Raw genomic sequence first — 24544 nt, 5'->3', positions numbered from 1 at the left:
TTTCAGATATTAAAAAAATAAATCTCAAATAATTCGTTTTCAAATTAAAATGCACATTTTTCACTAAATTTGCACTGTGTTTATAAATAAAGAAGATTTAAATGAATTAGAGTTTCCGCAATTGCTCGCGGAGATTTCTCCTTTTGCATATTCTCCCAAGACAAGAGAAAAAATTCTTCAGCTTCGTCCGATGGAAATTGATGAGGCCGAACTTTCCCTGAAGAAAACCTCAGAATATTTATCAAGTTTTGAAAGCTCTAATGCCGTTCCTTTCGACGAGTATGAAGATATCGAAAGCGAACTGAAATTAATGCTGATTGAAAATTACCGACTGGAAAACAGTGCTTTCATCAAAATAAAAACCCTCACGGAACAGATCGGGAAACTTCAGAAGTTTTTCCCAACCATGCCGGAAACCTTTCCTACTTTAATGGAAGATGTTTCTATACTGGAATTCAGAAAAGAAATTATTGACAAGGTTGATAAAGTTTTCAACCGTTTCGGTGAAGTGAAAAGTGAAGCCTCGCCGATTTTAAAAGTCTTGAGAACGGAAATCCAGCATGCCAAAAAAGCAATCCAGGAAAATTTTAACCGTGCTTTGTTCAATTATGGCCAGAGTGAATTTCTAGATGATATCCGTGAAACGATTATTGATGACCAGAGGGTTTTAGCGGTAAAATCAGGTTTTAAGAAAAGGGTTCCGGGAAGAGTATTGGGATTGTCCAAAACAGGGTCTATTACCTATATCCAGCCGGACTCTGTAGTGAAGCATTATTTTAAGCTTAAAGAAAATGAAGAGGAAGAGAAAAAGGAAATTGATAAAATTTTACGACAGCTTACTGCAGAATTGGCTGAATACCAACCTCAATTGTGGAGATACCAGAAATACATCTTCGATCTTGATTTAACGAGGGCCAAAGCGAAATTTGCAGAGCTGATCAATGGTGTTTTACCGAAAATCAACCGTCACAAAACATTGAGGTTAAGAGATGCTTTTCATCCTTTGTTGTTTTTAAGAAATAAAGCAGAAAATAAAACCATTTTCCCTCAGACGCTTACCTTCACGGAACATAACAGGATTATCTGTATTTCCGGACCGAACGCCGGAGGAAAATCAATCACCCTGAAAACTGTAGGATTGCTTCAACTGATGATCCAGAGCGGAATTCTTGTTCCCGTTCACCCAAAATCCGAAATGTTTTTCTTTGAAAAGATCATGACCGATATTGGTGACAATCAGTCTATTGAAAACCATTTATCGACTTATTCTTCGAGATTGAGGAAAATGTCGGGAATTATCCGTGAAGCAGATGCCAATACGCTTTTACTGATTGACGAATTCGGTACCGGCTCCGATCCTGAATTAGGAGGTGCTTTAGCAGAAAGTTTTCTGGAGTTTTTCTATGATAAAAAGAGCTTTGCAATTATCACCACGCATTACACCAATATCAAATTGGTGGTAGAACAGCTTCCGAATGCACAGAATGCCGCCATGCTCTTCAATGAGGAAACGCTGGAACCGATGTATAAACTTGAAGTAGGACAAGCAGGAAGCTCATTTACTTTTGAAGTAGCCGAGAAAAATAAAATCCCAAGGTTCATCATTCATTCTGCCAAGAAAAAGGTAGAACACGATATTGTAAATCTTGATAAAACGATTGTAAAGCTTCAGCAGGAAAAGTATGAGGTTGAAAAGCTGAAATCTGATCTTGCAGAAAGGAAAGAATCCGTTGAGGACAAGCGTGATAACCTTCAAAAGCTGAATGAGCAGCTTCAGCAGAAATTGTATAATTTCCAGAAACTGTATGAAGAAGAACACCGTAAACTGCAGTTCGGGAATAAGATTGAAACGTTTATCGACAGCTACACCAAAGGAAAATCGAGAAAAGATGTAGTGAAAGATTTTGTAAAACTTCTGGAACAGGAAAAATTCCGTAAGCTGGGTGCTGACAAAGATGAAAGCAAGCGCCTTCAGGTTGTTAAACGGAAAATCACCCAACAGCTGAAAAAAGAAGAAGTGATTGAAAAAATTGCTGAGACCAATGAAAAATTGGAAGAAAAAAGGCAAACTGACCGTTCACTCTGGATGAAAGTGGGACAAAGAGTTCGTATCGCCGGAAGCACAAGTGTGGGAACCATTGAAAAGATTTCCAAGAAAAAGGTTGTGGTGAATTATGGTACGTTCAAAACGACCATTGATGCGGATGAGCTGGAAAGAATTTAATGATCATAGTAAAAACCCATATCACGTTTAAGGATTTTTTGATGTTTCATTTAAAAAATTCATTAATACGAATCATTGTATTTCCAATAATTGCATTGATTTTTTTTGGAATAAATTATTATAATGCAGATAATGATAATCGGGAATTTATGGAATCAGCATCGGTCTGGTTGCTGGTTTTCTTTGTGTTCATCATTATCCGCACTTATTTTAGTGTAAAAAATATTTTTTATTCCAACAAAAATATCCAGGAGATGATTTCTTACACCTTCACGGACGAAAAGATCCGTACGGAAGGCAAAACCTTTGATGCATATGTTACATGGGATTCGATTTATAAAGTAAAAGAAAAAAAAGAATGGTTTCTGATTTACCAAACTGCCCAGACCATGAATATGGTTCCTAAAAAGTTTTTCACAAAGGACCAGATTTCAGAACTTAGAGATCTTATCAGAAAGAATAATGTGAAAGCAAAACTCAGAAACGATTGAAATAAAAATGAAAAGAGTGTCGAAAAGCACTCTTTTCATTTTTAAATAGTGATAAGATATTCTGTTCTATTGCTATATTTGAATATGATTAAAACCATAAAAATTCTCTGGATCTTCTATCTGAAACTATTGATCCCTTCCTTATTGTTTTCTGTATTATTAGCTTTTCAGACAGGATTTAGCATAGGAAATTTCGGATTCTGTTTTCTGGTGATGTTACCTGCATTTCACTTTTTGATTTATGAATTAAGACTGAAAAGGGAATATTTGTTTTTTGCTAATTTTGGATTTTCAAGGCAGCTTCTCTGGATCACAACCGTTTCCATCGGATTTATTATCAACCTTATTTCCAAATTGTTATGAGCAAGCTTCATATTGACAGTATCACAAAATCGTATGGTTCAAAGAAAGTCTTACAGGACGTTTATTTAAGTTGTGAAACAGGAAAAATTGTGGCTTTATTGGGAGGAATCGGATCCGGAAAATCAACATTGTTACAGATTATTTTCGGAACACTGAAGGGAGATTCTCAGTTTATTAAATTCAATGACCAGGTTCTTACAAAGCAATCCGATAGAAAAAATAAGATTGCCTATCTTCCTCAAACTCCGATTTTTCCAAGAGATATTAAAATTAAAAACCTTATCTCATTATTCTGTAATGAAGTGAACACTCAAAAACTTTTTAATTCTGATCTTCTTAAACCTTTGCTAAACAGAACTACGAGAAATCTTTCCGGAGGTGAAAGAAAAATGGTGGAAGTATTAACGATCATCCACTCTAACGCTGATTTTATCTTACTGGACGAGCCTTACAGCGGCCTGTCACCTGTTCTTACGGAAAAGGTAATGAGAATGATAAAAGAAATGTCCAGAAAGAAAGGGTTTATTATATCTAATTTTATGACTGAATATGCACTGGAGCTTTCAGATGAAATTTACCTGCTTTCAGATGCTTACTTAAGACAAATTAAAGATTTAAGAGAATTGCGGCTCCATTATTATCTTCCGAAAAACATTTAATTTATATATTTGACAATCAAAAAAATCATGATGTCCGTAAATAAAACATTATATATATCCGTTTTCACTTTTCTTTTTGTGTTTTTCGCCAAGGGGCAGGATAAAGTTCCTTTCGGTGTTGTAAAAGCAGAAGAAGGTTACGCCATGGTGCGTGTTCATAAAGACGATTACCGTAAAATCATTGATAAAATCCGAATGAAAACCGGCGATGTTTTTATTTATGTGAAACCTGCTCCGGGAGAAACAGAATGGATCTGGATCAAATATCCTGAAAAAGATGACACCGACAAGCCTTTCGTAAGATACGACAGCATTACAAAAGAAGGAATGGTGAACAAAAACCGCGTGGTTTTCGTGGATAAGCTGCCCCCATTTACCCCTTCAAAATCAAAAAAAGGAAAATCGCTTATTTTTACGGATGATACCAATCCTAAAATTCCGGGTAACCAAAGGACAAAAGTGATTATCGACGTCTATCCTTCTTATGCAAAGCTTAAAAAACAGGAAAAAGATGCTGAAGGAAATATCATCAAAATCGACAAAGTAAAATCCTGGGGTGTTGGCAAAGAGATCCCTGAAGGACTAACAGAAATAAAATCAGTAAGAGTTCAGCAGCCGGGAAGAGGCTCTGTCTTTGTTAGAGATGCTATCAAAAATATGTTTCAACCGACAATAGATTTCAATAACGTTGGCGTAACGGCCATTGATAACGACCATATTTTTCTTTATATGACCAATGGCGCCGGAGAGAACCGATATACGACGATCTGGACGATCAAGCAGGGAAAAGTTCAAAGCCAGATCATTTATAAAAACCCGGAATAATTCAGTAATATTCATTACTTTTGCTGCCGAAAGTCCAGCTTTTGGCTTTCAGGAAATTGGTTTTGCTTAACTGCAGATTAAAAGGGAATCGTGTGAAAATCACGAACTGTCGCGCAACTGTAAGTAACTGAAGTCTTTATTAATAATCCACTGTAAAACGTACGGGAAGGAAATAAAGATGTTACAAGTCAGGAGACCTGCCTTTTTCTTCACCACAAAACTTTCGCGATTTGAAGTTTGTTGATCTATAGAACCCAGGGATTTTACGCTCTGCTTTTTCTGTTGTTTTCAACTTTTCATTTCGCTTTAATTTAAATGAAATATGACTACAGAAGAAAGAATTAAAACCTCGGAGACCAGAATTTTCAAAGCCGTTTTCCCCAACACGACCAACCATTACGATACGCTTTTCGGAGGCACTGCCATGCAGCTGATGGATGAGGTTGCCTTTATCGCAGCAACAAGATTTGCCCGGAAACGCGTAGTAACGGTAAGCAGCGATAAGATTGATTTTAAAAGATCAATTCCTGCCGGAACCATTGTGGAGCTTATTGGAAAAGTAGTGCATGTCGGAAGAACAAGCCTGAAAGTGAATGTGGAAATTTATACCGAGCAAATGTATTCTTATGAAAGGGAAAGAGCCATCGTGGGTGATTTTACTTTTGTAGCAATTGATGAATTTAAGAAACCAATTCAAATACTATAAAAGAGCTTCGGCGGCCAAAGGCCGCCGAAGCTTTATTTTATTTCCCGCAGATTGCACAGACTTCACAAATTCTGTCTATATCAAATCTTCAGCTAAAAATATATACATCATCAGCGTAATTTGTGGAATCTCTGAGAGAATTCTCAATTGAAATTAAAACTTACTTCAACACCTTTTCGGTTTCCAGATTTTTAATTAAGAGCAACTGAAAAGCTTCGCCTAGTTCATCAGACGCTCTTACAATCGCATTTTCCAGCATATTTCTGATTTGTTTTTCGGTAACTCCGGCTTCTGTCCAGCTCTTTCCGGAAGTGTGCGAATTCAGAATGAACGGCATGATCCGATCTATGGCACACGCAAAAATAGCATCCGGTGTCTGTTCTTCCTCAAATTCCAGCCACAAATTAAAAAATTCACTTTTTAACGGCTCATCCAAAATACCGAAGATCTTTTGTGCTGAAACTTTTTCCCGCTCAAACTTCCCAACCATCGCCGCTTCGTCAAACAAGAAAGTATCGCCTGCTTCAATTTCAACCAGATCGTGAATAGAAAGCATTCTGATGACTCTCAACAAATCAATATCCGCTCTGTTTTTGGCGTAGGGGAACAAAATTTGTGCAAGAATGATGATCTGCCAGGAATGTTCTGCGGTATTCTCCCTTCTGGAATCATCGGCATTAAAATTTCTTCGCTGTACATTTTTCAGGGCGTCGACAGCCAAGATGAAATCAATTTCCTTTTGAATCTTCATTGCTCTAAGTTTATATGTAAATATTTGAAATTGCCTTCAGTATGAATTATTTTTAAAAAAAATGACAAATTTCATGAGGTGCAAAAATAATACTTTAAATATAAAGCCATATTAATTAACAGATTAGTGTTATTTTTATTGTAAATATTTATCATGGCTTCAGAATTCAATTATCCGCCCGAAATTAAAGGAAAAAGAAAATTATATTCCCTATTTAACGGAGTAAAAGATCCTTTAGGAGTGATCAGTGGAAATCATGCCATTTCAGGAGACAGTTATCATCTTAAAGCTACTTTCACGAATAAATATTTTATTTTCTCTCAGGATAAAGAGTTCACAGAATATATTTTAAAACAAAATCATAAGAATTATTTTAAATCTGAAATACAATCTGTCACTTTAGGAAAATATCTTGGAAAAGGTTTACTGACCAACAATGGAAAAGATTGGCTTAAGCAACGAAGATTAATTCAACCCGGTTTCAGTAAAGCAAAAATTGCCAATCTGGTTTCGATTATGGAAGAAGAGATTGATTCGGCTTTTTCGTCTTTTGAGAAAAAACCTGAAATTGATCTGTACGATGTTTTTCATACTCTGGCTTTTAATATTGTTGCGAAAACTCTTTTCAGTTCTGATATTGATGAAGAAAAAGTGAAAGAGCTGGGCAAAATTATCACTGAAGTTCAGGAAGTGTTTGCGAAAGAAGTGAGAATACCTCTTTATACGCAGGTTTTAAATATTCTCGGAATAACAGATAAAAATATAAGAAAAAGCAAACAGGCAAAGCATATTATCCAGAGTGTGCTGGAAAAAAGAAGGAATTCAGATGAAGAAAAGAATGACCTTTTGGATATGCTCATTCATGCAAGATATGAAGACACACAGCTTCCAATGTCTGATGAACAGCTTGTTGATGAAATGCTAATCCTTTTTATTGCCGGTCATGAAACAACTGCGAATGCTTTAAGCTTTATCTTCTTTGAGATCAGCCAAAATCATGAAACAGAAAAAAAATTACGGCAGGAAATCAGAAAAGAAGGCGAAAATGTTTTCACTACAGAAAATTTAATGAAAAAGTCTTTTACCATTAATATCATTAAAGAAGCTATGAGACTGCATTCTCCGGCCTGGGCTATCGACCGTCAGGCATTGGAAGATGACAGTTTTAAAGACTATTCGTGGAAAAAGGGAACTTTAATTATCCTTTATATTACAGGGCTGCACAGAAATCCAAAGTACTGGAGTGATCCCAACTCCTTTATTCCGGAGCGTTTTGATGATGAGAATGCTAAAAATTTTGCATACTATCCTTTCGGAGCGGGTCCAAGGCTTTGCATCGGTGAGCATTTTGCCATGATGGAAATGGCTCTTATCGTTCGTAAATTCTACAAAAACTACAGTTTTATATCTTATCAGAAAGATTTGGAGAAAAAAGCATTGGTTACTTTAAGAACAACAAGCTTAAAAGGTAAAATTATAAAAAATCTGAGCTAATTTTTCTCAAACTTCTCATTTAATAAATATAGCATTAAAAATAATTATATTGATTTCCAATAAGTTAAGTTATTAATTTATATTTTTTCACTACTTTGTATTGCATAATACCATTTTAATTATATATCTTTGTAATGTAAAATCGAAATAGGATCGTCTAGCTAGGTTCCGGATTTCGAAATTGATATAACTAATTAACAAAACTTATTAAAGATGAATACTGAAAATACCAAAGCGCAAATGCGAAAAGGAATTCTGGAATTCTGTATTTTAAGTCTCATCAATCATCGCGAAATGTATGTTTCCGACTTAATCGATGAGCTGAAAAAAGGAAAACTGGATGTAGTGGAAGGAACACTCTACCCTCTTTTAACAAGATTAAAAAACGGCGAGTTTCTTTCGTACCGATGGGAAGAATCTACAGGAGGACCTCCAAGGAAATACTACCAGATCACTGAAAAAGGTAAGCTGTTCTTAGACGAGCTTCAGAATACCTGGAACGAATTAACAGATTCAGTCAACCAAATTACTCAAAAAAAATAAAAAACAAAGCTATGAACAAAACACTCTCAATAGGACTCGCAGGTTTTTCTTTTACAATAGAAGAACACGCATATATAAAGCTCAGTGATTATCTGAACGCACTGAGAAGCTCTCTGGATGCTTCTGAAGCAGACGAGGTAATGCACGACATAGAAATCAGAATGGTAGAGATCTTCAAAGATTCTATGGCGAAACGTGAAGTAATTAACGACTCTGATGTAGAAAGAGTAATCGCCCAGATCGGAAGCCCTGAAACCATTGAAGAGCAGGAAGAAGCTTATTATTCTGAAAAGAATACCAAAAAGACAGGTAGCGCCGGAACTGAATATTCAGATAAAAAACAACTGTTCCGTGATCCTGAAAGACAAAAAATAGCTGGGGTTTGCGCAGGCCTTGCCCATTATGTAGGAATGGACATTACTGCAATGAGAGCTATCTGGCTTGGAATCTTCATCTTAGGGATTTTTACAGCGGCTGTATCTTCCACATTGGTTTTCTTATTATATATTATCCTTTGGGCGGTATTGCCAAAAGCAGAAACGGCAGCAGATTTCCTGAAAATGAAGGGAAAGCCTATGAACTTCGACAATCTTAAGAATGAGTCTAATAAATTGGTACAGTTTGCCAACGAGTCTACTCAGAGGGTCGGAGAAATATATATCGAAAACAAACCTTATATCAACAATGCAGGTAGCGGATTGTGGAATGTTGTACGATATATCTTAGGTGGAATCTTCGCATTCATGTCTTTATCCTGCCTGATCGGTGTATTCGTAGTGTTCGGTTTCATGGGAGCAGACAGCGACTTTCCTCCTGTGAGTGAAATGAATTTCTATTTCGATAACGACAATATGAAATACGTTATCATGGCGCTGATCACTTTAGGAAGCTTACTGCCTGCGATGTTATTTGGGTTACTAAGTATTAAATTAATTTCACCTAAGACAAAATTAAGAAACACAGGTTGGGTAATCGGAGCATTATTCCTTGCATTAATCGCTTTGGGTGCTTATTTCGGATTCAGCATGGCTAAAAAAGAAATGTTCCTGAAAGGTCATAAAGAAGATACGGAAGAGGTTTCCATCAACACAAAATCAGACACGCTCTATGTTGATTACAAGCAGGTTACCATTCCTCAGAATTTCAAAGGGTATGATGATGATATTTATTCCGACAAAATTTCAGTGTACGAAAAAGACTGGATCCATGTTGATGTAACAAGAAAAGCAGATATCAAAACGCCTTATCTGATCATTAAGAAAGAAGCTAAAGGATATAATCTTCCATTGAGTGTTACCGTTCCTGTGGAAGTTGCAGATAACAAAATTATCCTTCCAAACTACATCAAATATCCTTATGAACACCGATTCAGAGATTACAGCATTGATTATGAACTGGTGCTTCCATTAAAAACCATTGTTATCCCTGCCAAAAAAGACGGAATCAATTTCGATGGCGATCTTAATGCAGACGGAATCAATGATAACGACCAGGAAAGAGATGAAGACGGAAAAATTAAAATCGAAAACAACAAAATCACGGTAAACGGCTCTACGATTGAATATAATTCTGATGATGAAGACAGCATTATTGTAAACGGAAAAAAAGTTCCTAGCAATCAGGCAGATAAAGTGATCGATTCTATGAAGCACAGCATCAAAAAAATGAAAGGAGCAAACATCGACTTCAAAGTAGACGAAGGTAAAAATGAAATTTCCATACAAACTAAATAACTAAACTGCAGAGAGTGGCAGAAGGTGTGAATGGATAACACAACCGTTTGAAATTCACACCCTTCTTCTCTCACTGTTAACGAAAAAAAAATCAAATTTAGTTCGCTATGTAAATAAAATACTTTACATTTGTGTAGATAAAAATTATAACCAAAAACACTCAAAAAATATTAACTAATCATGATACAACTGGCATTAGAAATTGTAATGAAAATCGTAGATTTAATCAGCGGTTTGTTTTAAGAGCGATAATATTTCAATATATTTGTAAAGTATAACCACTTTGGTTATACTTTTTTGTTTTTAATTGAGATGATATGAGAAAGCTTTTTGGCAAAATAATGTTAAAATTAATGGGCTGGAAGGTCGTTCTACAGGGCGACGTAAACAACCTTAACAGATGTATTCTGGTAGTGGCGCCGCACACCCACAATATGGAATATATCTTGGGAAATCTTGCCTATTGGTCTCTGGAGAAGCCATTGAAAATAATCATTAAAGATGCTCATACCAAAGCCTGGTATGGCGGTCTGGTAAAAGGCCTGGGAGGCATCGGAATCGACAGAAGCCAGAAAAATGATCTCGTTAATTTTGTAGCAAAACAATTCGCAAAAGATGACTTCAGCCTCGTGATTACACCGGAAGGCACAAGAAGTTGGGTACCAAAATGGAGAAAAGGTTTCTATCATATGGCATTAGCGGCAAAAGTGCCGATTGTTCTTGCTGCCGGAGACTTTAAAAGAAAAATCATTTATCTCGGTTATACGATCCCTTATGAAAGAATTGAAACGGCATCCTTTGCTGATATCATGACTGAGATTCAGGAATATTACATCAAAAATGATATTGTTCCGAAGGTCCCTGAAAACTGGAACCCGAATATTATGGGGAATGATTCGGAAGTGAGAAGTGAGATGTAAGAAGTTAGAAGTTAGAAGTTAACAAAATTATTGATTGTTATTAACGTATCATTCAGATTCACAATTCACAATATAAATCAATCATCATTTATAGCAGACATGTATATTAAAGATAAAAATAAGGAAGATTTATTGAAGTTTATCAACGGATGGGGTGGAGAAACTTTTGCCAAAACCCTGGATATTAAATTTACCGATATCGACGTTGAAAATGAAACCTTAACGGCAACAATGCCCGTGCTGCCCAGAATTCATCAGCCTTTTGGAATTATGCACGGAGGCGCAAGCTGCGTTCTGGCAGAAACCATGGGCTCCAGCCTGTCTAACATTTTTATCGATGGTGAAAAATACTTTGGAGTGGGCACCAATATTAACACCAATCATCTACGAAGCAAAAAAGACGGATTGGTAACTGCGGTAGCAAGATTTATCCGGAAAGGAAAATCAATGCATGTTTCAGAAATTGAAATACGGGATGAAAAAGGCCAGCTCATTAGCCACACCACCATGACGAATACCATTATCAACAGATAAATTTCAGAAGCTCAAATTTTTTTTGAGCTTTTTTTATTTTTTTACTGCAACCTTTTCAAAATTCTGCATCTTATAGGTACAAACTTAAAAACAATTCTCTATGAAAAAACTACTTTTACCTTTTTTTGTATCTGTATTATCCGTTTTTAATTCTTGTAGTAATACAAGTATTAATGACGAAACAACAGGTAATTTGCCACAGTCTTACGATGTCTATATTGCAGGAAGAGAAAACAGCAAAGCATGCTACTGGAAAAACAACATTAAAACAGATCTTAACGGCGGCGACAATCTTGTACCTCTCGAGATCAAAGAGGAAAACAACAATGTGTATGTCACGGCAAGTCTTGGTGTAACGCCTACTTCTTTTAAATCGGTTCATTATTTCTGGAAAAACGGTAATAAAACTGAAATCAAACAGTATCTTGGAATACCTTCCGGTGCACAGAATGATATAACCGCATTTGGTGTAAACAATGGTGATCTTTATTTTGCCGGTTATGTTGAAAATCTTTCACCTGCCAATCCCAACCAAAGGTATGAACTCTGCTATTGGAAAAACGGAGTAAAAACACTACTCTACCAGAGTCAGTATATTCCATCTGCAGAAGGACTTTTCATCAATGGTTCAGACATTTACGTATCAGCACTTATTGTTGACAATAATCAGAATGTTGACCGAGGGTATTTTAAAAATACAACATTCAATTCTCTTGGACAGCCTAATTATGTTTTCAATTTTGCTAAAAATAATAACGGATTGCACATCCTTTTCCAGAAGAATGCCAAATATTACTTTAAAAATATTACCTCAAATACAGAAACAATGATCGGTAATTACACCATCACTTTACCTTTTTACGGAAAAATTGCTTCTGATGCAGGTTCCAATGATCTGTATACAACGTATTATAATCAGGGAAGTGATTACTTTAAAAACAGCAGTATTGTAAGTCCTGGTTTTTCATCTCTGCCGTATATTCAGGATTTGTTTGTGTTGAATAATAATGTATATATGATAAAATACAGCACGGCAAATAATGCGTATCTTGGCAAAGTGTTTATCAACGGCGTGGAAACCCAGAGTATCAACGGTACACAAAACGGAACTGTAAATTACACATCAACATTTAATTCTATTTATGTTGTGGAAAACTAGAATCTATGTCTAAAATAAAGCCGGATTGGAACAAAATTTATTCAGGTTTATCCCCAAAACTTTTGGGGATTTGCCGCAGATATATACAGGATATTTATACTGCAGAGGATATTGTGCACGATAGTTTCATTACGGCTATTCAAAAAAATGATCAGCTGAATGATGAAAAAGCTTTATTTGCATGGCTCAAAAAAATTGTAGTTAATAACGCTCTTCAGCATATCCGTAAGCATAGCAAAGATACCTTTATCTCTACAGAACCATCAGAAATTCCAGATAACTCATCAGAAATGGAACACCCTATTTTAGAAGATAAAAATATCTTCATCTACGATTTTACCAATGAAGAACTGCTTTCGTCTATTGATAGCCTGCCTCCTCACCACAAATCCGTCTTTAATTTGTATTTTATTGAAAACCAATCACATGCTGAAATTTCAGGATTACTGGGAATTACGGTTAACACTTCAAAATCTCATCTTTTACGTGCAAAAAAATCAATACAAAATTATTTGCTGAATAATTATGTGAATCAAAATACGCCGAAAAACAAGATAGCACAGGTTCTTGTTATTTTTGGACTTGGCGGATTGCTTTGGGCGCAGACTTTCCAGAGTAAATTTGCAGATTTCAAAATAGCTTCTTCAAGGAAACTTCAGATTCCTTCAGATATAAAAACCGGCAGCGTTATGATCTCTTCTTCAAACAGATCTTTACAAAACAAAACGGTAATTGGGCTTACGTTTCTTGTCATCATCATAACTTCTTTATTTTTAGTAAATCGAAAAACAAGTTTATCATTTAAAGATCACACAGTTTCAGCGAATGGTTCCGGCAATACTTCTAAAGAGACGGATGAAATCTCTGTACAAAATAAAAATTCCGGACTTTCAGATGAAGTATCTGCAAAACCGTCAGTTCAAAATACATCTGATGATATAGAATCTGAACAGAAAGAGCATGCTGCAGAAAAACAACATATTAATGATGAAAAAATCGTGGGAATCCATAAAAGCACAAAGAATGTAATCCATAGAGATTCTCTTGATGAGGCTCCACAAAAAGTAATTGTTGTCAAAAAAGTAATCAGGAGAGACACTATATTTATCGAAAAGTAACTAATCGGGCCATGATTTTCAAAAAGATTTTTTTTCTTTTGCTTGTATTTTTGATCAGTTTTTTTCATGCTCAAAGGCGAAAAAAAGTAGACACCGTATATGTTTATGAAAAAGTTGTCGTTTATGACACGGTTTACCTTCTTAAGCCGATCCGTTTTAAACCGAACGGTTTACTACTTCCGGAACCCAGATTGGAAGAAAAATTTTTCGTACGAAATATCTATAAAGAAGATATTGAAAAACAGAGGGCAAAAAACAGAATCAGAAAACAGAAATCCGGAGCGTCTGCATTTGGAATTGAAACAGGATTTGGTTTAAAAATGAGTGATTGGACGAAAGCTGTTTCTAACCAGAATGCTCAGTTGGGAGAGAATTTTAACATCTGGTTTTCAAAGAATATACTATCACCACAGACCTATTTGCTAATTTCCGCCGGTATTTCTCACTGGAATTCGACATTTGACCTCGATGCCAATAGAGATGATACCATTCTTAACGGCTATTATTTCACCAAAGATAGCCAGCCTTTATTATTTCAAAAATTCAACAACAAGCATTTTGAATATTCAGCTCAACTAAAATTTATTTATGAGTGGAAAAACATTCGTCCTTTTGCAGGAGTTTTATTTAACCGTAATACCTACAAAATGCAGTTTTTAGTTCCGGAAAACAATATTCTTGGCAAATTGGACGATTTTAAAAGCGACCAAACCAATTTCGGTTTCATTTTGGGAGTTCAGTACAGGCTTATCAGAAAGGTATATTTATCCTTAGAATATCAACAATATAAAATGAAAAATGTTTCTTTAAAAAACAGTACGTTTGATTTTGACATTTTTAAGACTAATAATACCTTTGCAGAAAGAAAAATCAACTTTGGGATTTCCTACGCTATATCCGGACGCTGATCTTCGAAATGCACTATCAATGATTTATTTTAAACTTCCATTCGACGAAAATCTGTATTCTGCAGATAACAACAATTCTGATGAACAACATATTGTTTTTCATTCTTTTGAAGGATCTGAAACGGTTGCGCATCCCGGAAAGATAATTAAAATAAAACCTGAAGAAACAGATCTTACTCAACTTGTAAGCAGTGCTCTTTCACAAGACAGCAATCATTTCACTCCGGAAACGAAGGACGAATATCTTAAAAATCTCGCTAATGTGATTGACGTGATCAATCAAAATCAGCTTCCGAAACTGGTGTATTCCAGAAGAAAGATCATAACAGACTTTCTCAAAATTGATCTTTCAAAAAGTTTTAAAAATCTTTGTGATTCTTATCCGAATGCATTCCGGTATATTTTTACTGATGAAAAAAATGCCTGGATGGGAGCTTTCTCTGAGGTTTTAGGCAAATTTAACAAAAAGGCACATACCTTTGAAACGATGAGCCTTGCAGGAACGCTTCCTGTTTCGGAAAGCTGGTCTGAAAAGGAAATTAAAGAGCAAAAACCCGTTACGGAATACATCAGAAATATTCTGAAAAATTATTCTGATGATATTGAAGAATCTGCAACCTATGATCATGTCTCAGGAAATATCAAACATCTTCGCACCGATTTCAAAGCCATGATCCGACCAGAAAACCTTGACCTCATTATTCAACAATTACATCCTACTCCTGCAGTATGCGGCATTCCCAAGGATTTTTGTAAAGAGAAGATCCGTGAACTGGAAAAATTTCCCCGCGAATTGTATGCAGGATATATTAAAATTGAAACAGAAGAAAACATCTATTACTTTGTCAACCTTCGTTGCTGCAAACTTTACCAGGATTCCGTACATATCTTTGTAGGAGGCGGAATCACCGCACAAAGCAGCCCGGAAAAAGAATGGCGTGAAACAGAACTTAAATCTGAAGCGATTCTGAAAAATCTCGCGATGATCACGGAATAGCTTTAATTCCTTCAGTTAGCATCAATAAATTTCGTAAAAAAACCTCTTTCGGGAAAGAAAGAGGTTTATATAGATTTTGTAATATAATTCTTATTTTTTAACGCCTACTTTACTCCATGTATTCATTACAAAAAGTAAAATAATACCAATGAGCGCTGAAGCCGCTGAAAATACAAACTTCAGATTATCTTCTGATAATAAATCAGTCTGCCAGTCCAGTGCATACAGATTAATTGCGATGAACACTAGAAATACAACTAAAAATACTTTATAAAACTTCTGCATGATTCTTAAAAATTAATATATGTTTTTACCAATTCGGCAAAATTTGCGGTAAATAATTTAATTGAAATTGCCAACAGAATGATTCCGAAAACTTTCTGCAGGATTGCCAGTGTGGCATCACCTATTTTCTTCTCAAGCCAGTTTGCAGATTTCAGCACCAAATATACGAAAATTGTATTGAGAATGATCCCAAAAATAATATTAATATCGTGAAATTCAGCTTTAAGAGACAAAGTGGTGGTTAAAGTTCCGGCTCCTGCTACCAAAGGAAAAGCAATGGGAACAATAGATGCAGACCTTGCTTCGGAAGTTTTGTTAATTTCAATCCCCAGAATCATTTCCAGGGCGATAATAAAAATCACGAAAGCACCGGCAATGGCAAATGAATTAACATCAACCCCGATGAATTTGAGGATTTTATTTCCTACGAACAGGAAAACAAGCATAATCAGACCTGCAGTAATAGTAGCTCTTTCGGCTTCAATCTTACCGAATTTCTGCTGAAGACTTACGATAATAGGAACAGATCCTATGATATCGATCACAGCAAAAAGTACCATAAAACAGGTAACGATTTCTTTAATAGAAAAATCATTGAAAATCTCCATGCCTTTAGAATTATTAATTTCGCAAAAATATGAAAATAAATTAACTATTTGCTAATTTGAGAATATAAATTCACAATGGAACTTAAGAGAATATCCATTCCTTCCGAAGATTTTACAGGAGCAAACTTTTCAATCTGTATTTTCTGAGTAAGACTTCTGTATTCTTCGGCAATTGCAGCACCTTTATAGTTTTCAAGGAAGCCGGCAAAATCTTCTGCGGAGCTCTGGAAGTATTGATTTCTTACTTCAGAATCCAATTCTTCAAAGGTTTGAAAAAACTTCTCATAATCTTCTTTATCCTTGAGATTTTCCAAATAACTAAAATAATCATTCACATCTGTTTTCAGCTGTTCCCTGATTTCTTTCTCTGCTTCTGCTATTGTGCCTAATGGCTTCACAACAGGCTCACCTGTTTTCTGCAACCTGCGCTTTTTCTGCCAGTTCTTGAAAATAAGATAAGCGACAAACAGTGCAATTAATATAGCAATATTGATGAAAAGAATATTCCAATGCAGTCTGCTTTTTTCCTTAACTTTAAAAGATGTTGTCTTAAGAACAGGAGTATTTACCGTCTCCAGGAAAGTATTTGTATATTCATTTACTTTTTCAACCGTAGTACGCGATTCCAGGATTTGATCATGTGAAAATGCATTGACATTAAGCACTTCCTGCCCAAGATCAACATATTCTTTTTTAGACGGATCAAAAAAAGAAAAATTTTCTGTTTTAATAGAAATTCCTCCTGCTTTTTTAGGGATTACAAGATAATTAGCGAGGATCTCCCCTTTCATTCCCGTCATTTCCGTTTTTACATTGGACGTAATTTTAGGAGCAAACACTTCATAATCCGGCGATTCGGCAAGCTTTGGAAGTTCCATGTTTTTCAGGTTACCTTCACCGCTTACTTTTACCAGGACGCTGATGGGTTTCTTCACTTCGGCTTTTTCCTTAGAAATATTAGAAATACTTACCTTAAAATTTCCTACTGCATTTTTAAAAGATTCAGGAGAATCTTCAGGAAGCTTTTTAACATTGATTTTAACTTTATTGGAAATAATTTTATTTTTTCCCGCAAAAGTACTCATTGAAGCAGAAGCTCCGGGCACCTCAACATATCCTGATTCATTAGGGAAAATAAGAAAGATGGCCAGTACCTGAGACGACATGTTTCCATAATCTGACGGATCAATTTCAGATTTTGCAAAACTTACCGGATATACATCCAGATCATTATCTTTGGGAAGACGGATATTCTTTACCTTTCTCAGATTATCCATATTCCTGGAATATACTTTCAGCACTGCAATGGTAGGTTCATCCTGATATACCTCGCGATCTTCCACCTCCATATTCAGATAAACATCTTTTGAGGAACTCGCTGCGACAGAAGCTTTTTTATCAACATCTTTAATAAGAATATCGAAAGGTTCGGTTTTATAAATCTTATTATTGATGGTAATCAGAAACGAACCTATTTTTAATTTTCCTTTTTGTTTCGGCTCTAAGGCAAGCCGGGTAACAGATTGAGAAATTACGGTGTTGGTCTCAGGATCCATAAAACCATTCGTTATGGAACCTGTGCCAATGAGATTGAATTTTGAGAAATCCGGAAGCCTCAGCTTGGTTTGTTGGCTGTTGTATTCACTGCCTTCAATTTCCAGCACAATCGTAAGGTTGATGACATCTCTTGCAGTGTAAGTGGTTTTATCGGAAGTTACGCTAAGATTTACCTGTCCATAAGAAATTACGGATATTAAAAGGAATATTATGTAGGTAAGTCTGCTCTGCATCACCAATCTTTCTCGTTGCTTTCGGGCATCGAATAAGAATTTTTATTTAAAATTCTTCTGGCGGTTTCTTTCTCTTTATCGCTTACTTTATTGAGTATCTGATTTTCAAGCTGTTTTGGGATTTTCCCTTCATTATCAGGTTTTTGCTCGGGATTATTTCCTTGTCCCTGCCCCTGATTCTGCTGCCCTTGTCCCTGATCTTGTTTTTGATCTTTGGGACCTTTTTGATCATCATTTTTCTGCTGGTTTTGGCCACCGCCTCCTTTGCCGGAGTTATTTTGTTGTTGTTTTTTCTGTTGGTTTTCTTTTTCCTTCAGCTTGGCTATCTCGTAATTTTTTCTTGTAGCCTCGCTGTAAGGATTTTGTTTCAGAGATTGTTTATAAAATTCGGCTGCCTTTTCAGGCTGTTTCATCTGCATATAAGCGTTTCCGAGATTGTGTAATGCTGCAGCTTTATCAGGAACGGTCTGAGAAAGTCTCTGGGCTTTTTCAAATTCCGCTTTTGCCTCTTCATATTTTTTACTTTTATAAAGGGCATTGCCTAAATTATAGTGTGCTGCAAAATCCTTATCATTCGTTTTTATGGCTTCCATATATTTTGCGGAAGCTGCATCATAATTTTTACCGTTAAATTTTTCATTGCCTTCATACACCAGTGTACGATAGTTTTTTTGCCCAAAAAGTAGTCCTGAGCTCAATAAGGCAGTAATAAACGACAAAAAAATGATTTTAGTATTCATCAGATGCAAAATTATTCCTTTATATGTTAATAAACAGTGCCTTAATTGTTAAAATTGGGTTAAAGTAGGCATTGAACGAAGGTTTCGATTATACATTAAAATCTCTTTTCGGATTAAACATATATATCAGGAAGAAGAAAAATATAGAAACCGCCAGAAAATATTGATAATAATGATTGGCATTCTGTGATTTTACCATAGTTTCAGAAGATCCTGTTTTCTTTTTCAAAGCTTCGATAATCCTTTCTGGAGCTTCATTGATATTATTTCCGTCAATATACGTTCCTCCCGTAGATTCGGCCATTTTTTTCAAAGCTTCCGTTTGTCTCTTGGAAATTACCGTTTGTCCGGACATATCTGCTTTATAGCCCATCAGCTGTCCAAACGAATATTCGGGAACCGGCGCACCTTCATCAGAGCCTAGCCCTACGGAAGTAATCATTATTCCTTCCTTTTTAGCCAGCCTTATGGCAGCGTCATCATTTCCTTCATTATCTTCTCCATCACTCAGTAAGACAACTTTCCGGGCATCTTTATTTACATTTTTAAATTTCTGAACTGCGACTTTCATCCCGTTAAGAAAATCGGTTCCCTGAATCTGCATGGAATTGGTTTCAATAGCACCAACATATGTTTCTGCCGAAGTGTAGTCTGTTGTAAGCGGCATAATAGAAGTCGCCTGTCCAGCAAACATTACAATTCCCACTTTGTCACTCTTCATCCGCTGCATGGTCTGGATAATGAGATTTTTCGCTTCTGTAAGGCGGCTTGGGTCGATATCTTCAGCATTCATGGAATTTGAAACATCCAGCATAAAAATAACATTATTCAGTTTCTGGTTGGTCTTGATTTCTTCAGAACCGCTCAGAAGATCGATGATCGAGAAAATAAGAAAAAGTGTTCCCAATAAATATAAAGCAGGAAAAAACTTTGTAAAACCCGAACGTTTTTCAAAAAGATGCTGATGGAATCGACTGTCCGCAAAAAGTTCCCTTTTTTTCTTTTTCCATTTTAAATAACGGACCAGAAAAATGGCTAACAGCGGCAGAAGCAACAGCAATAACAAATACCAATAATTACCTAAGTACCAATCCATTAACTTAAAATTTTATATAATACCCATCTCAGAAGTGCATCCAGAAACAGCATTCCCAACGCTATCCAAAGAAAGATTTTAAAATATTCCTGATAATTGAATAATTTAGCCACTTTCACATCAGATTTCTCCAGCTGATTAATTTCGTCATACACTTCCTCAAGGCTTGTATTTGATGTTGCCCTGAAGTATTTCCCTCCCGTCATTTGGGCAACTTCTTTTAAAACAGGTTCATCAATTTTCACTTCTGTTTCCGTAAAAACAAGATCTCCGAAAATATCAATCTGTGTAGGCATCAGTGCATATCCATTGGTTCCGATTCCGATAGTATAGACTTTTATATTGTTATTTTTCGCAAGTTCAGCGGCAATAGGTGGAGGCATTGCATTTTCAATGGTGTTGACTCCATCGGTCATCAAAATAATAATTTTACTTTTGGCTTTACTGTTTTTCAGGTGATTCACGGCTACTGAAAGCCCTTCTCCAATTGCTGTTCCCGGCTCAAGTTCCTGAAGATTAAGGTTCTGTAGCTCATCGATAACAACCTGATGATCAGAAGTCACCGGAACTTTTGTAAAAGCCTCTCCCGAATAGGTTACGAGCCCGATTCTGTCATTCGGACGTTTCTGGACAAATTTAACGGCGATATCTTTTAAAGCTGTAATACGGTCCGGAGTAAGATCTTTTGTAAGCATACTCAATGAAACGTCCACCGAAAGCATAATATCTATTCCTTTTGTATCGTCGCGGTCCTGAGAGATGGTAAACGTTCTCGGCCTTGCCATTGCGATAATTAATGCAGAAAGAATAATATACTTTGAAAATTTCAGCAAAAACATCACGAAACGGATTCCTCCGCTTTCTCCCATATTGCTAACGGTAGGAACTTTAATTCCTTTTCTCTGCTGACTGCTGACGTCCCGGATCAGAACAGGGATCAACAGCAGGAAAAGCAGTAAAAACCAAGGACTGTAAAACTCAAAATCAAACATCTTTTCTCAAATTTTCAAATTCCAAATCTTTTGATGAGCGCTTTACAAATTCTCTTATATCAGCAAGGTCTTTTTCCATTGTTTCTTTATCCGGGAATGTTTTTGCAAACTTTACAAGATCACCTCTTACGAATACATCTTCTACTACCCTTTCGTTTTCCTGGGAAATGGTATTGTTTTTCTTCATAAGGTCTACAAGATCATCGGTTAGTAAAACATCTGCCGGCAAACGGTATTGTTTTGCGATAAACTTTCTTGAAATGTCAATCAGTTCCACGTAAAAAGAACGGTAATTTCCGGTTTCAACGTATTTTTTCTTCTGGAGTGAATCGAGTTCCTTGAGGGTTTGATTGGTTGCTACAACCGGTGAATCTTTTCGTTTCCTTCCATATTTTACGAACATAATTATGGCAATAATCAGGGCGATAACTGCAATAGCAGCCAGAATATAAAACTTATACAGCTGCCAGTAATCGGTAACTTCAAGCTTTACCTCTTTATTATTCATGATATCATTAATTGGATCATCTTTCTGAGCAGTATTGATGACATCAATTTCATAAGGAATTGTTTTCAGGACTTTTCCTCCCACTTTAAACTCCAGCTCAGGAATTGTGAATTTCCCTTCTTCAAAAACAGCAAATTCTATTCTCCTGTAATAGATATCCTGCGTCTGCGAGATGCTGTCTTTCACTTCCTCAAAATGAAAGGGAAGCAGCTCATTTTCCGGAGCTGCAGAAACCTTTTCGTTATTAAGGTTGTTGATGGTCACAATAATATGATCCACCTCTCCGAGCGCAATGGTTTTCTTTTCCACACTCGAAGAAAGAATCTGTGAAAAAGCGTTTGCACAGAGTAAAAAACAAAATATAAATACTAGTTTTTTCAATTTTAATTAATTCAAAGTTTAAAGTTCAAAACTCAGTTTTTAAAATGGCTGGTTTTGACTTTTATATTTATTTTTTCTGAAAATAATTATACAACAGTTTCGAATAATCCGAACCGGTATCAACATTAAGAAAACTGGCTGAGCTGTTAGCAAAATCATCTTCCAGCGCTCTCAGTTTCTGCTTCTGAGCTTCCGCAAAATTATACCTCCATCTTGCATTCGATGTATTAGCCCAGATCTGTTTACCGGTTTCAGCATCATATAATAAGGTATATCCTACGTCCGGAATTTCATTATCTTTTTCGTCAAAAATCCTCATTCCTAAGAGCTGGTGTTTTTTAGCGGCTGCTTTCAGCATTTTGGAATCATATTCATCTTCAAAATCCGAGAACATGAAAACCAGAGATTTCCTTTTAAAAATACCCATCATATATTCCAGAGCCTTATCAATTTTGGCCGTTGCAGGAATATATTCTGCCGTAAGAATCGTACTGATGATCGAAAGAATGTGCTTTCTGCCTTTCTGAGGAGGGATTACTCTGTAAACCTTGTCAGCAAAAAGAATTAAACCGACTTTATCATTATTTCCTGCTGCGGAAAATCCCAGGCTTGCCGCAATTTCCGCAACATATTCGCGTTTCAGCTGATTCTTGGTTCCGTAATCCATTGAAGCAGAAATATCAACCAAAAGCATCATGGTGAGTTCTCTTTCCTCCTCCATTACTTTCACGAAAGGTTCACGGAAACGGGCTGTTTTATTCCAGTCGATCCTGCGGATCTCGTCTCCGAACTGATAAGGACGCACTTCCGAAAAAGTCATTCCCTGCCCTTTAAAAGCACTGTGATATTGCCCCATCAAAGTAGCTTCCGTCTTTTTTCGGGTACGGATTTCTATTTGTTTGACTTTTTTTACAATATCTTTTATCTGCATATAATTGTTTAAGGTTTTTGGTTCAATGTTTTTGGTTTGAAATGTTCCATTTTATTAAAAATTTAAATTGGCTTAATGGCATCAATAAACTTTAAATCTAAAACATTAAACATTAAACTCGATTGAAACATTAAACCATTCATCATCGAATTTTCGGGCTGTATTTTTTATAGAAATTAATCACCGGCTCATTCCAGTTTAAAACCTGAAAGACCATTCCGCTGTAGCGACGGGATTTTCCATATTCCATCGTAGCTTCAAATAATTTTCTCCCCACCTGTTTTCCTCTGCACCTTTCGGTCACGACCAAGTCTTCAAGATAAAGTCTTCGTCCTTTCCAGGTTGAATAACGGTCGTAAAATAAAGAAATACCGACAATTTCACTATTATATTCAGCCACAAAAGCTCCCCAGACAGGAGATGCCCCAAATCCGTCTTCGATGAACCGATCTAATGTGAGGATAACTTCACCCGATGCCTTTTCATATTCCGCAAGTTCTTTGATAAGTTCCAGCATAGAATGACAATCTTCCGGAACTGCCTTTCTAATTATCACTTCATCCATTACGGAGCCTGAATTTTCGCTAAGATTCTGTTGACGATTTCTTCTGATGAAATTTCTTCCGCTTCCGCTTCGAAAGTAAGACCTATTCTGTGTCTTAAAACATCTTTTGCCAGAGATTTTACATCTTCAGGAATGACAAAAGCTCTTCCTTTAAGGAATGCATACGCTCTTGAAGCGATAGCCAAATTAATTGATGCTCTCGGCGATGCCCCGAAACTGATATAATTTTTAAGCTCCGAAAGACCATAATTTTCAGGAAAACGGGTTGCAAAGACCATATCCAAGATATATTTTTCTATTTTTTCGTCAAGGTAAATCTGGTTAATCAGTTCTTTTGCAGCAACGATATGCTCAAGAGAAATTACAGGTTTTACCGAGGGCTGATGCGAAGTTGACACCATTCTCATTACCGTTCTTTCATCTTCAAATTTGGGGTAATCAATCGTACATTTCAGCATAAAACGGTCGCTTTGTGCTTCCGGCAACAGATAAGTACCTTCCTGATCTATAGGATTTTGTGTCGCCAACACCAGGAACGGCTTCGGCAGCTTCATCGTTTCGTCACCTATGGTTACCTGCTTTTCCTGCATTACCTCTAAAAGAGCCGACTGAACTTTCGCGGGGGCACGGTTGATCTCATCTGCCAGTACGAAATTGGCAAAAACAGGACCTCTTTTTATGGAAAAATCATTTTCTTTAACATTGTAAATCATGGTTCCCACCACATCGGCAGGCAACAGATCCGGAGTAAACTGAATTCTTGAGAATTCACCGTCAACAGCATCTGCAAGTGTTTTTATGGCAAGTGTTTTTGCCAGTCCGGGAACACCCTCCAAAAGAACGTGTCCATTCCCTAAAAGACCGACCAAAAGACGGTCAATCATATACTCCTGACCGATGATTACTTTATTGATTTCTTCGCGGAGACGGGAAAAATGGAAATTGGCTTCTCTTACCTGCTCAGTTAGCTGACGAATATCTTCTGCTTGATATGTATCTGACATAGTCTAATTAAAATAATTGGTAAATTTCTAATAAATAGTTGCATAAATCAACCCAAACAATGCTATTTTTGAGTTAAAGTTTGTTAAATATTCCGGCATTAATGTGATATTGAAAAACAAACATGATCTTGATTGCCTTCTATAATAAAGATATTTTCATAAAAATATATAAATTTTAACTGAATCACCTGTTCAAAAATTGTCATTTCCAGTTTATTA

The 24544-nt window shown here is 36.2% G+C and carries 26 protein-coding genes and 1 riboswitch; of the genes, 15 read left to right on the top strand and 11 right to left on the bottom strand.

Annotated elements, in window-relative coordinates:
* Positions 1 to 76: 76 nt before the first annotated feature.
* The 6 genes from M0D58_RS16415 to M0D58_RS16390 all read left to right on the top strand — a co-directional run bounded on the left by M0D58_RS16415 (position 77) and on the right by M0D58_RS16390 (position 5268).
* Positions 77 to 2224 (top strand): endonuclease MutS2, encoded by a 2148-nt coding sequence (locus tag M0D58_RS16415; protein WP_248391696.1) that lies wholly within the window; start codon positions 77 to 79, stop codon positions 2222 to 2224.
* A 149-nt stretch (positions 2225 to 2373) separates the two neighbouring features.
* Positions 2374 to 2715 carry a YcxB family protein gene (locus tag M0D58_RS16410; protein ID WP_248391694.1) on the top strand — a complete coding sequence of 114 codons (342 nt, stop codon included), beginning with the start codon at positions 2374 to 2376 and terminating at the stop codon, positions 2713 to 2715.
* Positions 2716 to 2799: 84 nt separating this feature from the next.
* Complete coding sequence (locus tag M0D58_RS16405; protein ID WP_248391692.1) at positions 2800 to 3078, top strand: hypothetical protein; 279 nt, start codon at positions 2800 to 2802, stop codon at positions 3076 to 3078.
* The gene (locus M0D58_RS16400; protein WP_248391690.1) at positions 3075 to 3737 is read left to right on the top strand and encodes an ATP-binding cassette domain-containing protein; all 663 of its coding nucleotides are present in this window, start codon (positions 3075 to 3077) and stop codon (positions 3735 to 3737) included. Before M0D58_RS16405 ends, M0D58_RS16400 begins: the two co-directional genes overlap by 4 nt.
* A gap of 9 nt (positions 3738 to 3746) precedes the next feature.
* Positions 3747 to 4562 (top strand): hypothetical protein, encoded by an 816-nt coding sequence (locus M0D58_RS16395; protein WP_248391688.1) that lies wholly within the window; start codon positions 3747 to 3749, stop codon positions 4560 to 4562.
* A 40-nt stretch (positions 4563 to 4602) separates the two neighbouring features.
* Positions 4603 to 4781: riboswitch (cobalamin riboswitch) on the top strand.
* 103 nt (positions 4782 to 4884) lie between these two features.
* Positions 4885 to 5268, top strand: coding sequence for an acyl-CoA thioesterase (locus M0D58_RS16390; protein ID WP_248391686.1), 384 nt, complete (start codon positions 4885 to 4887; stop codon positions 5266 to 5268).
* Positions 5269 to 5428: 160 nt separating this feature from the next.
* Here the strand turns inward: M0D58_RS16390 and M0D58_RS16385 are convergent, their stop codons facing one another.
* Positions 5429 to 6019: an HD domain-containing protein gene (locus M0D58_RS16385; protein WP_248391684.1), complete on the bottom strand. Its 591-nt coding sequence runs from the start codon at positions 6017 to 6019 to the stop codon at positions 5429 to 5431.
* A 153-nt stretch (positions 6020 to 6172) separates the two neighbouring features.
* On the opposite strand from M0D58_RS16385, the gene M0D58_RS16380 reads away from it, so the two are divergent.
* The 9 genes from M0D58_RS16380 (at position 6173) to M0D58_RS16340 (ending at position 15425) form a co-directional block, all read left to right on the top strand.
* Positions 6173 to 7513 carry a cytochrome P450 gene (locus M0D58_RS16380; protein WP_248391682.1) on the top strand — a complete coding sequence of 447 codons (1341 nt, stop codon included), beginning with the start codon at positions 6173 to 6175 and terminating at the stop codon, positions 7511 to 7513.
* A gap of 213 nt (positions 7514 to 7726) precedes the next feature.
* A complete protein-coding gene (locus M0D58_RS16375) occupies positions 7727 to 8056 on the top strand; it encodes a PadR family transcriptional regulator (protein ID WP_248391680.1) in 330 nt (109 codons plus the stop codon).
* An 11-nt stretch (positions 8057 to 8067) separates the two neighbouring features.
* On the top strand, positions 8068 to 9789 hold the full coding sequence (locus M0D58_RS16370) for a PspC domain-containing protein (protein ID WP_248391678.1): 1722 nt from the start codon (positions 8068 to 8070) through the stop codon (positions 9787 to 9789).
* A 317-nt stretch (positions 9790 to 10106) separates the two neighbouring features.
* The gene (locus M0D58_RS16365; protein WP_248391668.1) at positions 10107 to 10709 is read left to right on the top strand and encodes a 1-acyl-sn-glycerol-3-phosphate acyltransferase; all 603 of its coding nucleotides are present in this window, start codon (positions 10107 to 10109) and stop codon (positions 10707 to 10709) included.
* A 105-nt stretch (positions 10710 to 10814) separates the two neighbouring features.
* Complete coding sequence (locus tag M0D58_RS16360; RefSeq protein WP_248394992.1) at positions 10815 to 11243, top strand: PaaI family thioesterase; 429 nt, start codon at positions 10815 to 10817, stop codon at positions 11241 to 11243.
* Positions 11244 to 11343: 100 nt separating this feature from the next.
* The gene (locus M0D58_RS16355; RefSeq protein ID WP_248391666.1) at positions 11344 to 12402 is read left to right on the top strand and encodes a hypothetical protein; all 1059 of its coding nucleotides are present in this window, start codon (positions 11344 to 11346) and stop codon (positions 12400 to 12402) included.
* Positions 12403 to 12407: 5 nt separating this feature from the next.
* Positions 12408 to 13520 carry an RNA polymerase sigma factor gene (locus M0D58_RS16350; RefSeq protein ID WP_248391664.1) on the top strand — a complete coding sequence of 371 codons (1113 nt, stop codon included), beginning with the start codon at positions 12408 to 12410 and terminating at the stop codon, positions 13518 to 13520.
* An 11-nt stretch (positions 13521 to 13531) separates the two neighbouring features.
* A complete protein-coding gene (locus M0D58_RS16345; protein WP_248391662.1) occupies positions 13532 to 14428 on the top strand; it encodes a porin family protein in 897 nt (298 codons plus the stop codon).
* Positions 14376 to 15425 (top strand): chorismate-binding protein, encoded by a 1050-nt coding sequence (locus tag M0D58_RS16340; RefSeq protein ID WP_248391660.1) that lies wholly within the window; start codon positions 14376 to 14378, stop codon positions 15423 to 15425. Before M0D58_RS16345 ends, M0D58_RS16340 begins: the two co-directional genes overlap by 53 nt.
* 90 nt (positions 15426 to 15515) lie before the next feature.
* On the opposite strand, the gene M0D58_RS16335 is transcribed toward M0D58_RS16340, so the two are convergent.
* The 10 genes from M0D58_RS16335 to M0D58_RS16290 form a co-directional block, all read right to left on the bottom strand.
* Positions 15516 to 15710, bottom strand: a complete 195-nt coding sequence (locus M0D58_RS16335; protein ID WP_248391658.1) for a hypothetical protein — start codon at positions 15708 to 15710, stop codon at positions 15516 to 15518.
* A gap of 5 nt (positions 15711 to 15715) precedes the next feature.
* On the bottom strand, positions 15716 to 16318 hold the full coding sequence (locus M0D58_RS16330; protein WP_072885314.1) for a MarC family protein: 603 nt from the start codon (positions 16316 to 16318) through the stop codon (positions 15716 to 15718).
* Between the two features lie 44 nt (positions 16319 to 16362).
* Positions 16363 to 18108 carry a BatD family protein gene (locus M0D58_RS16325; RefSeq protein ID WP_248391656.1) on the bottom strand — a complete coding sequence of 582 codons (1746 nt, stop codon included), beginning with the start codon at positions 18106 to 18108 and terminating at the stop codon, positions 16363 to 16365.
* The gene (locus tag M0D58_RS16320; RefSeq protein ID WP_248391654.1) at positions 18108 to 18848 is read right to left on the bottom strand and encodes a tetratricopeptide repeat protein; all 741 of its coding nucleotides are present in this window, start codon (positions 18846 to 18848) and stop codon (positions 18108 to 18110) included. The genes M0D58_RS16325 and M0D58_RS16320 overlap by 1 nt, the downstream gene beginning before the upstream one ends.
* Positions 18849 to 18936: 88 nt before the next feature.
* Entirely contained in the window at positions 18937 to 19944 is a 1008-nt protein-coding gene (locus M0D58_RS16315; RefSeq protein ID WP_248391652.1) for a vWA domain-containing protein, read from the bottom strand.
* Complete coding sequence (locus tag M0D58_RS16310; RefSeq protein ID WP_248391651.1) at positions 19944 to 20936, bottom strand: VWA domain-containing protein; 993 nt, start codon at positions 20934 to 20936, stop codon at positions 19944 to 19946. Before M0D58_RS16310 ends, M0D58_RS16315 begins: the two co-directional genes overlap by 1 nt.
* The gene (locus M0D58_RS16305; protein WP_248391650.1) at positions 20929 to 21825 is read right to left on the bottom strand and encodes a BatD family protein; all 897 of its coding nucleotides are present in this window, start codon (positions 21823 to 21825) and stop codon (positions 20929 to 20931) included. Before M0D58_RS16305 ends, M0D58_RS16310 begins: the two co-directional genes overlap by 8 nt.
* 67 nt (positions 21826 to 21892) lie before the next feature.
* On the bottom strand, positions 21893 to 22756 hold the full coding sequence (locus M0D58_RS16300) for a DUF58 domain-containing protein (protein WP_248391649.1): 864 nt from the start codon (positions 22754 to 22756) through the stop codon (positions 21893 to 21895).
* A gap of 142 nt (positions 22757 to 22898) precedes the next feature.
* Positions 22899 to 23321, bottom strand: a complete 423-nt coding sequence (locus M0D58_RS16295; protein WP_248391644.1) for a GNAT family N-acetyltransferase — start codon at positions 23319 to 23321, stop codon at positions 22899 to 22901.
* Positions 23321 to 24325 carry an AAA family ATPase gene (locus M0D58_RS16290; RefSeq protein WP_248391643.1) on the bottom strand — a complete coding sequence of 335 codons (1005 nt, stop codon included), beginning with the start codon at positions 24323 to 24325 and terminating at the stop codon, positions 23321 to 23323. Before M0D58_RS16290 ends, M0D58_RS16295 begins: the two co-directional genes overlap by 1 nt.
* Between the last annotated feature and the right edge of the window lie 219 nt (positions 24326 to 24544).

Source organism: Chryseobacterium nepalense (assembly GCF_023195755.1).
Classification (GTDB): domain Bacteria; phylum Bacteroidota; class Bacteroidia; order Flavobacteriales; family Weeksellaceae; genus Chryseobacterium; species Chryseobacterium nepalense.
This window is presented reverse-complemented; position numbering and strand designations above follow the sequence as displayed.

What these genes read in the sequence shown, in the direction of transcription:
- M0D58_RS16400 (WP_248391690.1), top strand. Translation starts at nt 3,075, where the DNA reads ATGAGCAAGCTTCATATTGACAGTATCACAAAATCGTATGGTTCAAAG.
- M0D58_RS16410 (WP_248391694.1), top strand. Translation starts at nt 2,374, where the DNA reads ATGGAATCAGCATCGGTCTGGTTGCTGGTTTTCTTTGTGTTCATCATT.
- M0D58_RS16375 (WP_248391680.1), top strand. Translation starts at nt 7,727, where the DNA reads ATGAATACTGAAAATACCAAAGCGCAAATGCGAAAAGGAATTCTGGAA.
- M0D58_RS16350 (WP_248391664.1), top strand. Translation starts at nt 12,408, where the DNA reads ATGTCTAAAATAAAGCCGGATTGGAACAAAATTTATTCAGGTTTATCC.
- M0D58_RS16405 (WP_248391692.1), top strand. Translation starts at nt 2,800, where the DNA reads ATGATTAAAACCATAAAAATTCTCTGGATCTTCTATCTGAAACTATTG.
- M0D58_RS16310 (WP_248391651.1), bottom strand. Translation starts at nt 20,936, where the DNA reads ATGTTTGATTTTGAGTTTTACAGTCCTTGGTTTTTACTGCTTTTCCTG.
- M0D58_RS16290 (WP_248391643.1), bottom strand. Translation starts at nt 24,325, where the DNA reads ATGTCAGATACATATCAAGCAGAAGATATTCGTCAGCTAACTGAGCAG.
- M0D58_RS16355 (WP_248391666.1), top strand. Translation starts at nt 11,344, where the DNA reads ATGAAAAAACTACTTTTACCTTTTTTTGTATCTGTATTATCCGTTTTT.
- M0D58_RS16315 (WP_248391652.1), bottom strand. Translation starts at nt 19,944, where the DNA reads ATGGATTGGTACTTAGGTAATTATTGGTATTTGTTATTGCTGTTGCTT.
- M0D58_RS16295 (WP_248391644.1), bottom strand. Translation starts at nt 23,321, where the DNA reads ATGGATGAAGTGATAATTAGAAAGGCAGTTCCGGAAGATTGTCATTCT.
- M0D58_RS16390 (WP_248391686.1), top strand. Translation starts at nt 4,885, where the DNA reads ATGACTACAGAAGAAAGAATTAAAACCTCGGAGACCAGAATTTTCAAA.
- M0D58_RS16345 (WP_248391662.1), top strand. Translation starts at nt 13,532, where the DNA reads ATGATTTTCAAAAAGATTTTTTTTCTTTTGCTTGTATTTTTGATCAGT.
- M0D58_RS16300 (WP_248391649.1), bottom strand. Translation starts at nt 22,756, where the DNA reads ATGCAGATAAAAGATATTGTAAAAAAAGTCAAACAAATAGAAATCCGT.
- M0D58_RS16370 (WP_248391678.1), top strand. Translation starts at nt 8,068, where the DNA reads ATGAACAAAACACTCTCAATAGGACTCGCAGGTTTTTCTTTTACAATA.
- M0D58_RS16385 (WP_248391684.1), bottom strand. Translation starts at nt 6,019, where the DNA reads ATGAAGATTCAAAAGGAAATTGATTTCATCTTGGCTGTCGACGCCCTG.
- M0D58_RS16365 (WP_248391668.1), top strand. Translation starts at nt 10,107, where the DNA reads ATGAGAAAGCTTTTTGGCAAAATAATGTTAAAATTAATGGGCTGGAAG.
- M0D58_RS16330 (WP_072885314.1), bottom strand. Translation starts at nt 16,318, where the DNA reads ATGGAGATTTTCAATGATTTTTCTATTAAAGAAATCGTTACCTGTTTT.
- M0D58_RS16320 (WP_248391654.1), bottom strand. Translation starts at nt 18,848, where the DNA reads ATGAATACTAAAATCATTTTTTTGTCGTTTATTACTGCCTTATTGAGC.
- M0D58_RS16335 (WP_248391658.1), bottom strand. Translation starts at nt 15,710, where the DNA reads ATGCAGAAGTTTTATAAAGTATTTTTAGTTGTATTTCTAGTGTTCATC.
- M0D58_RS16325 (WP_248391656.1), bottom strand. Translation starts at nt 18,108, where the DNA reads ATGCAGAGCAGACTTACCTACATAATATTCCTTTTAATATCCGTAATT.
- M0D58_RS16380 (WP_248391682.1), top strand. Translation starts at nt 6,173, where the DNA reads ATGGCTTCAGAATTCAATTATCCGCCCGAAATTAAAGGAAAAAGAAAA.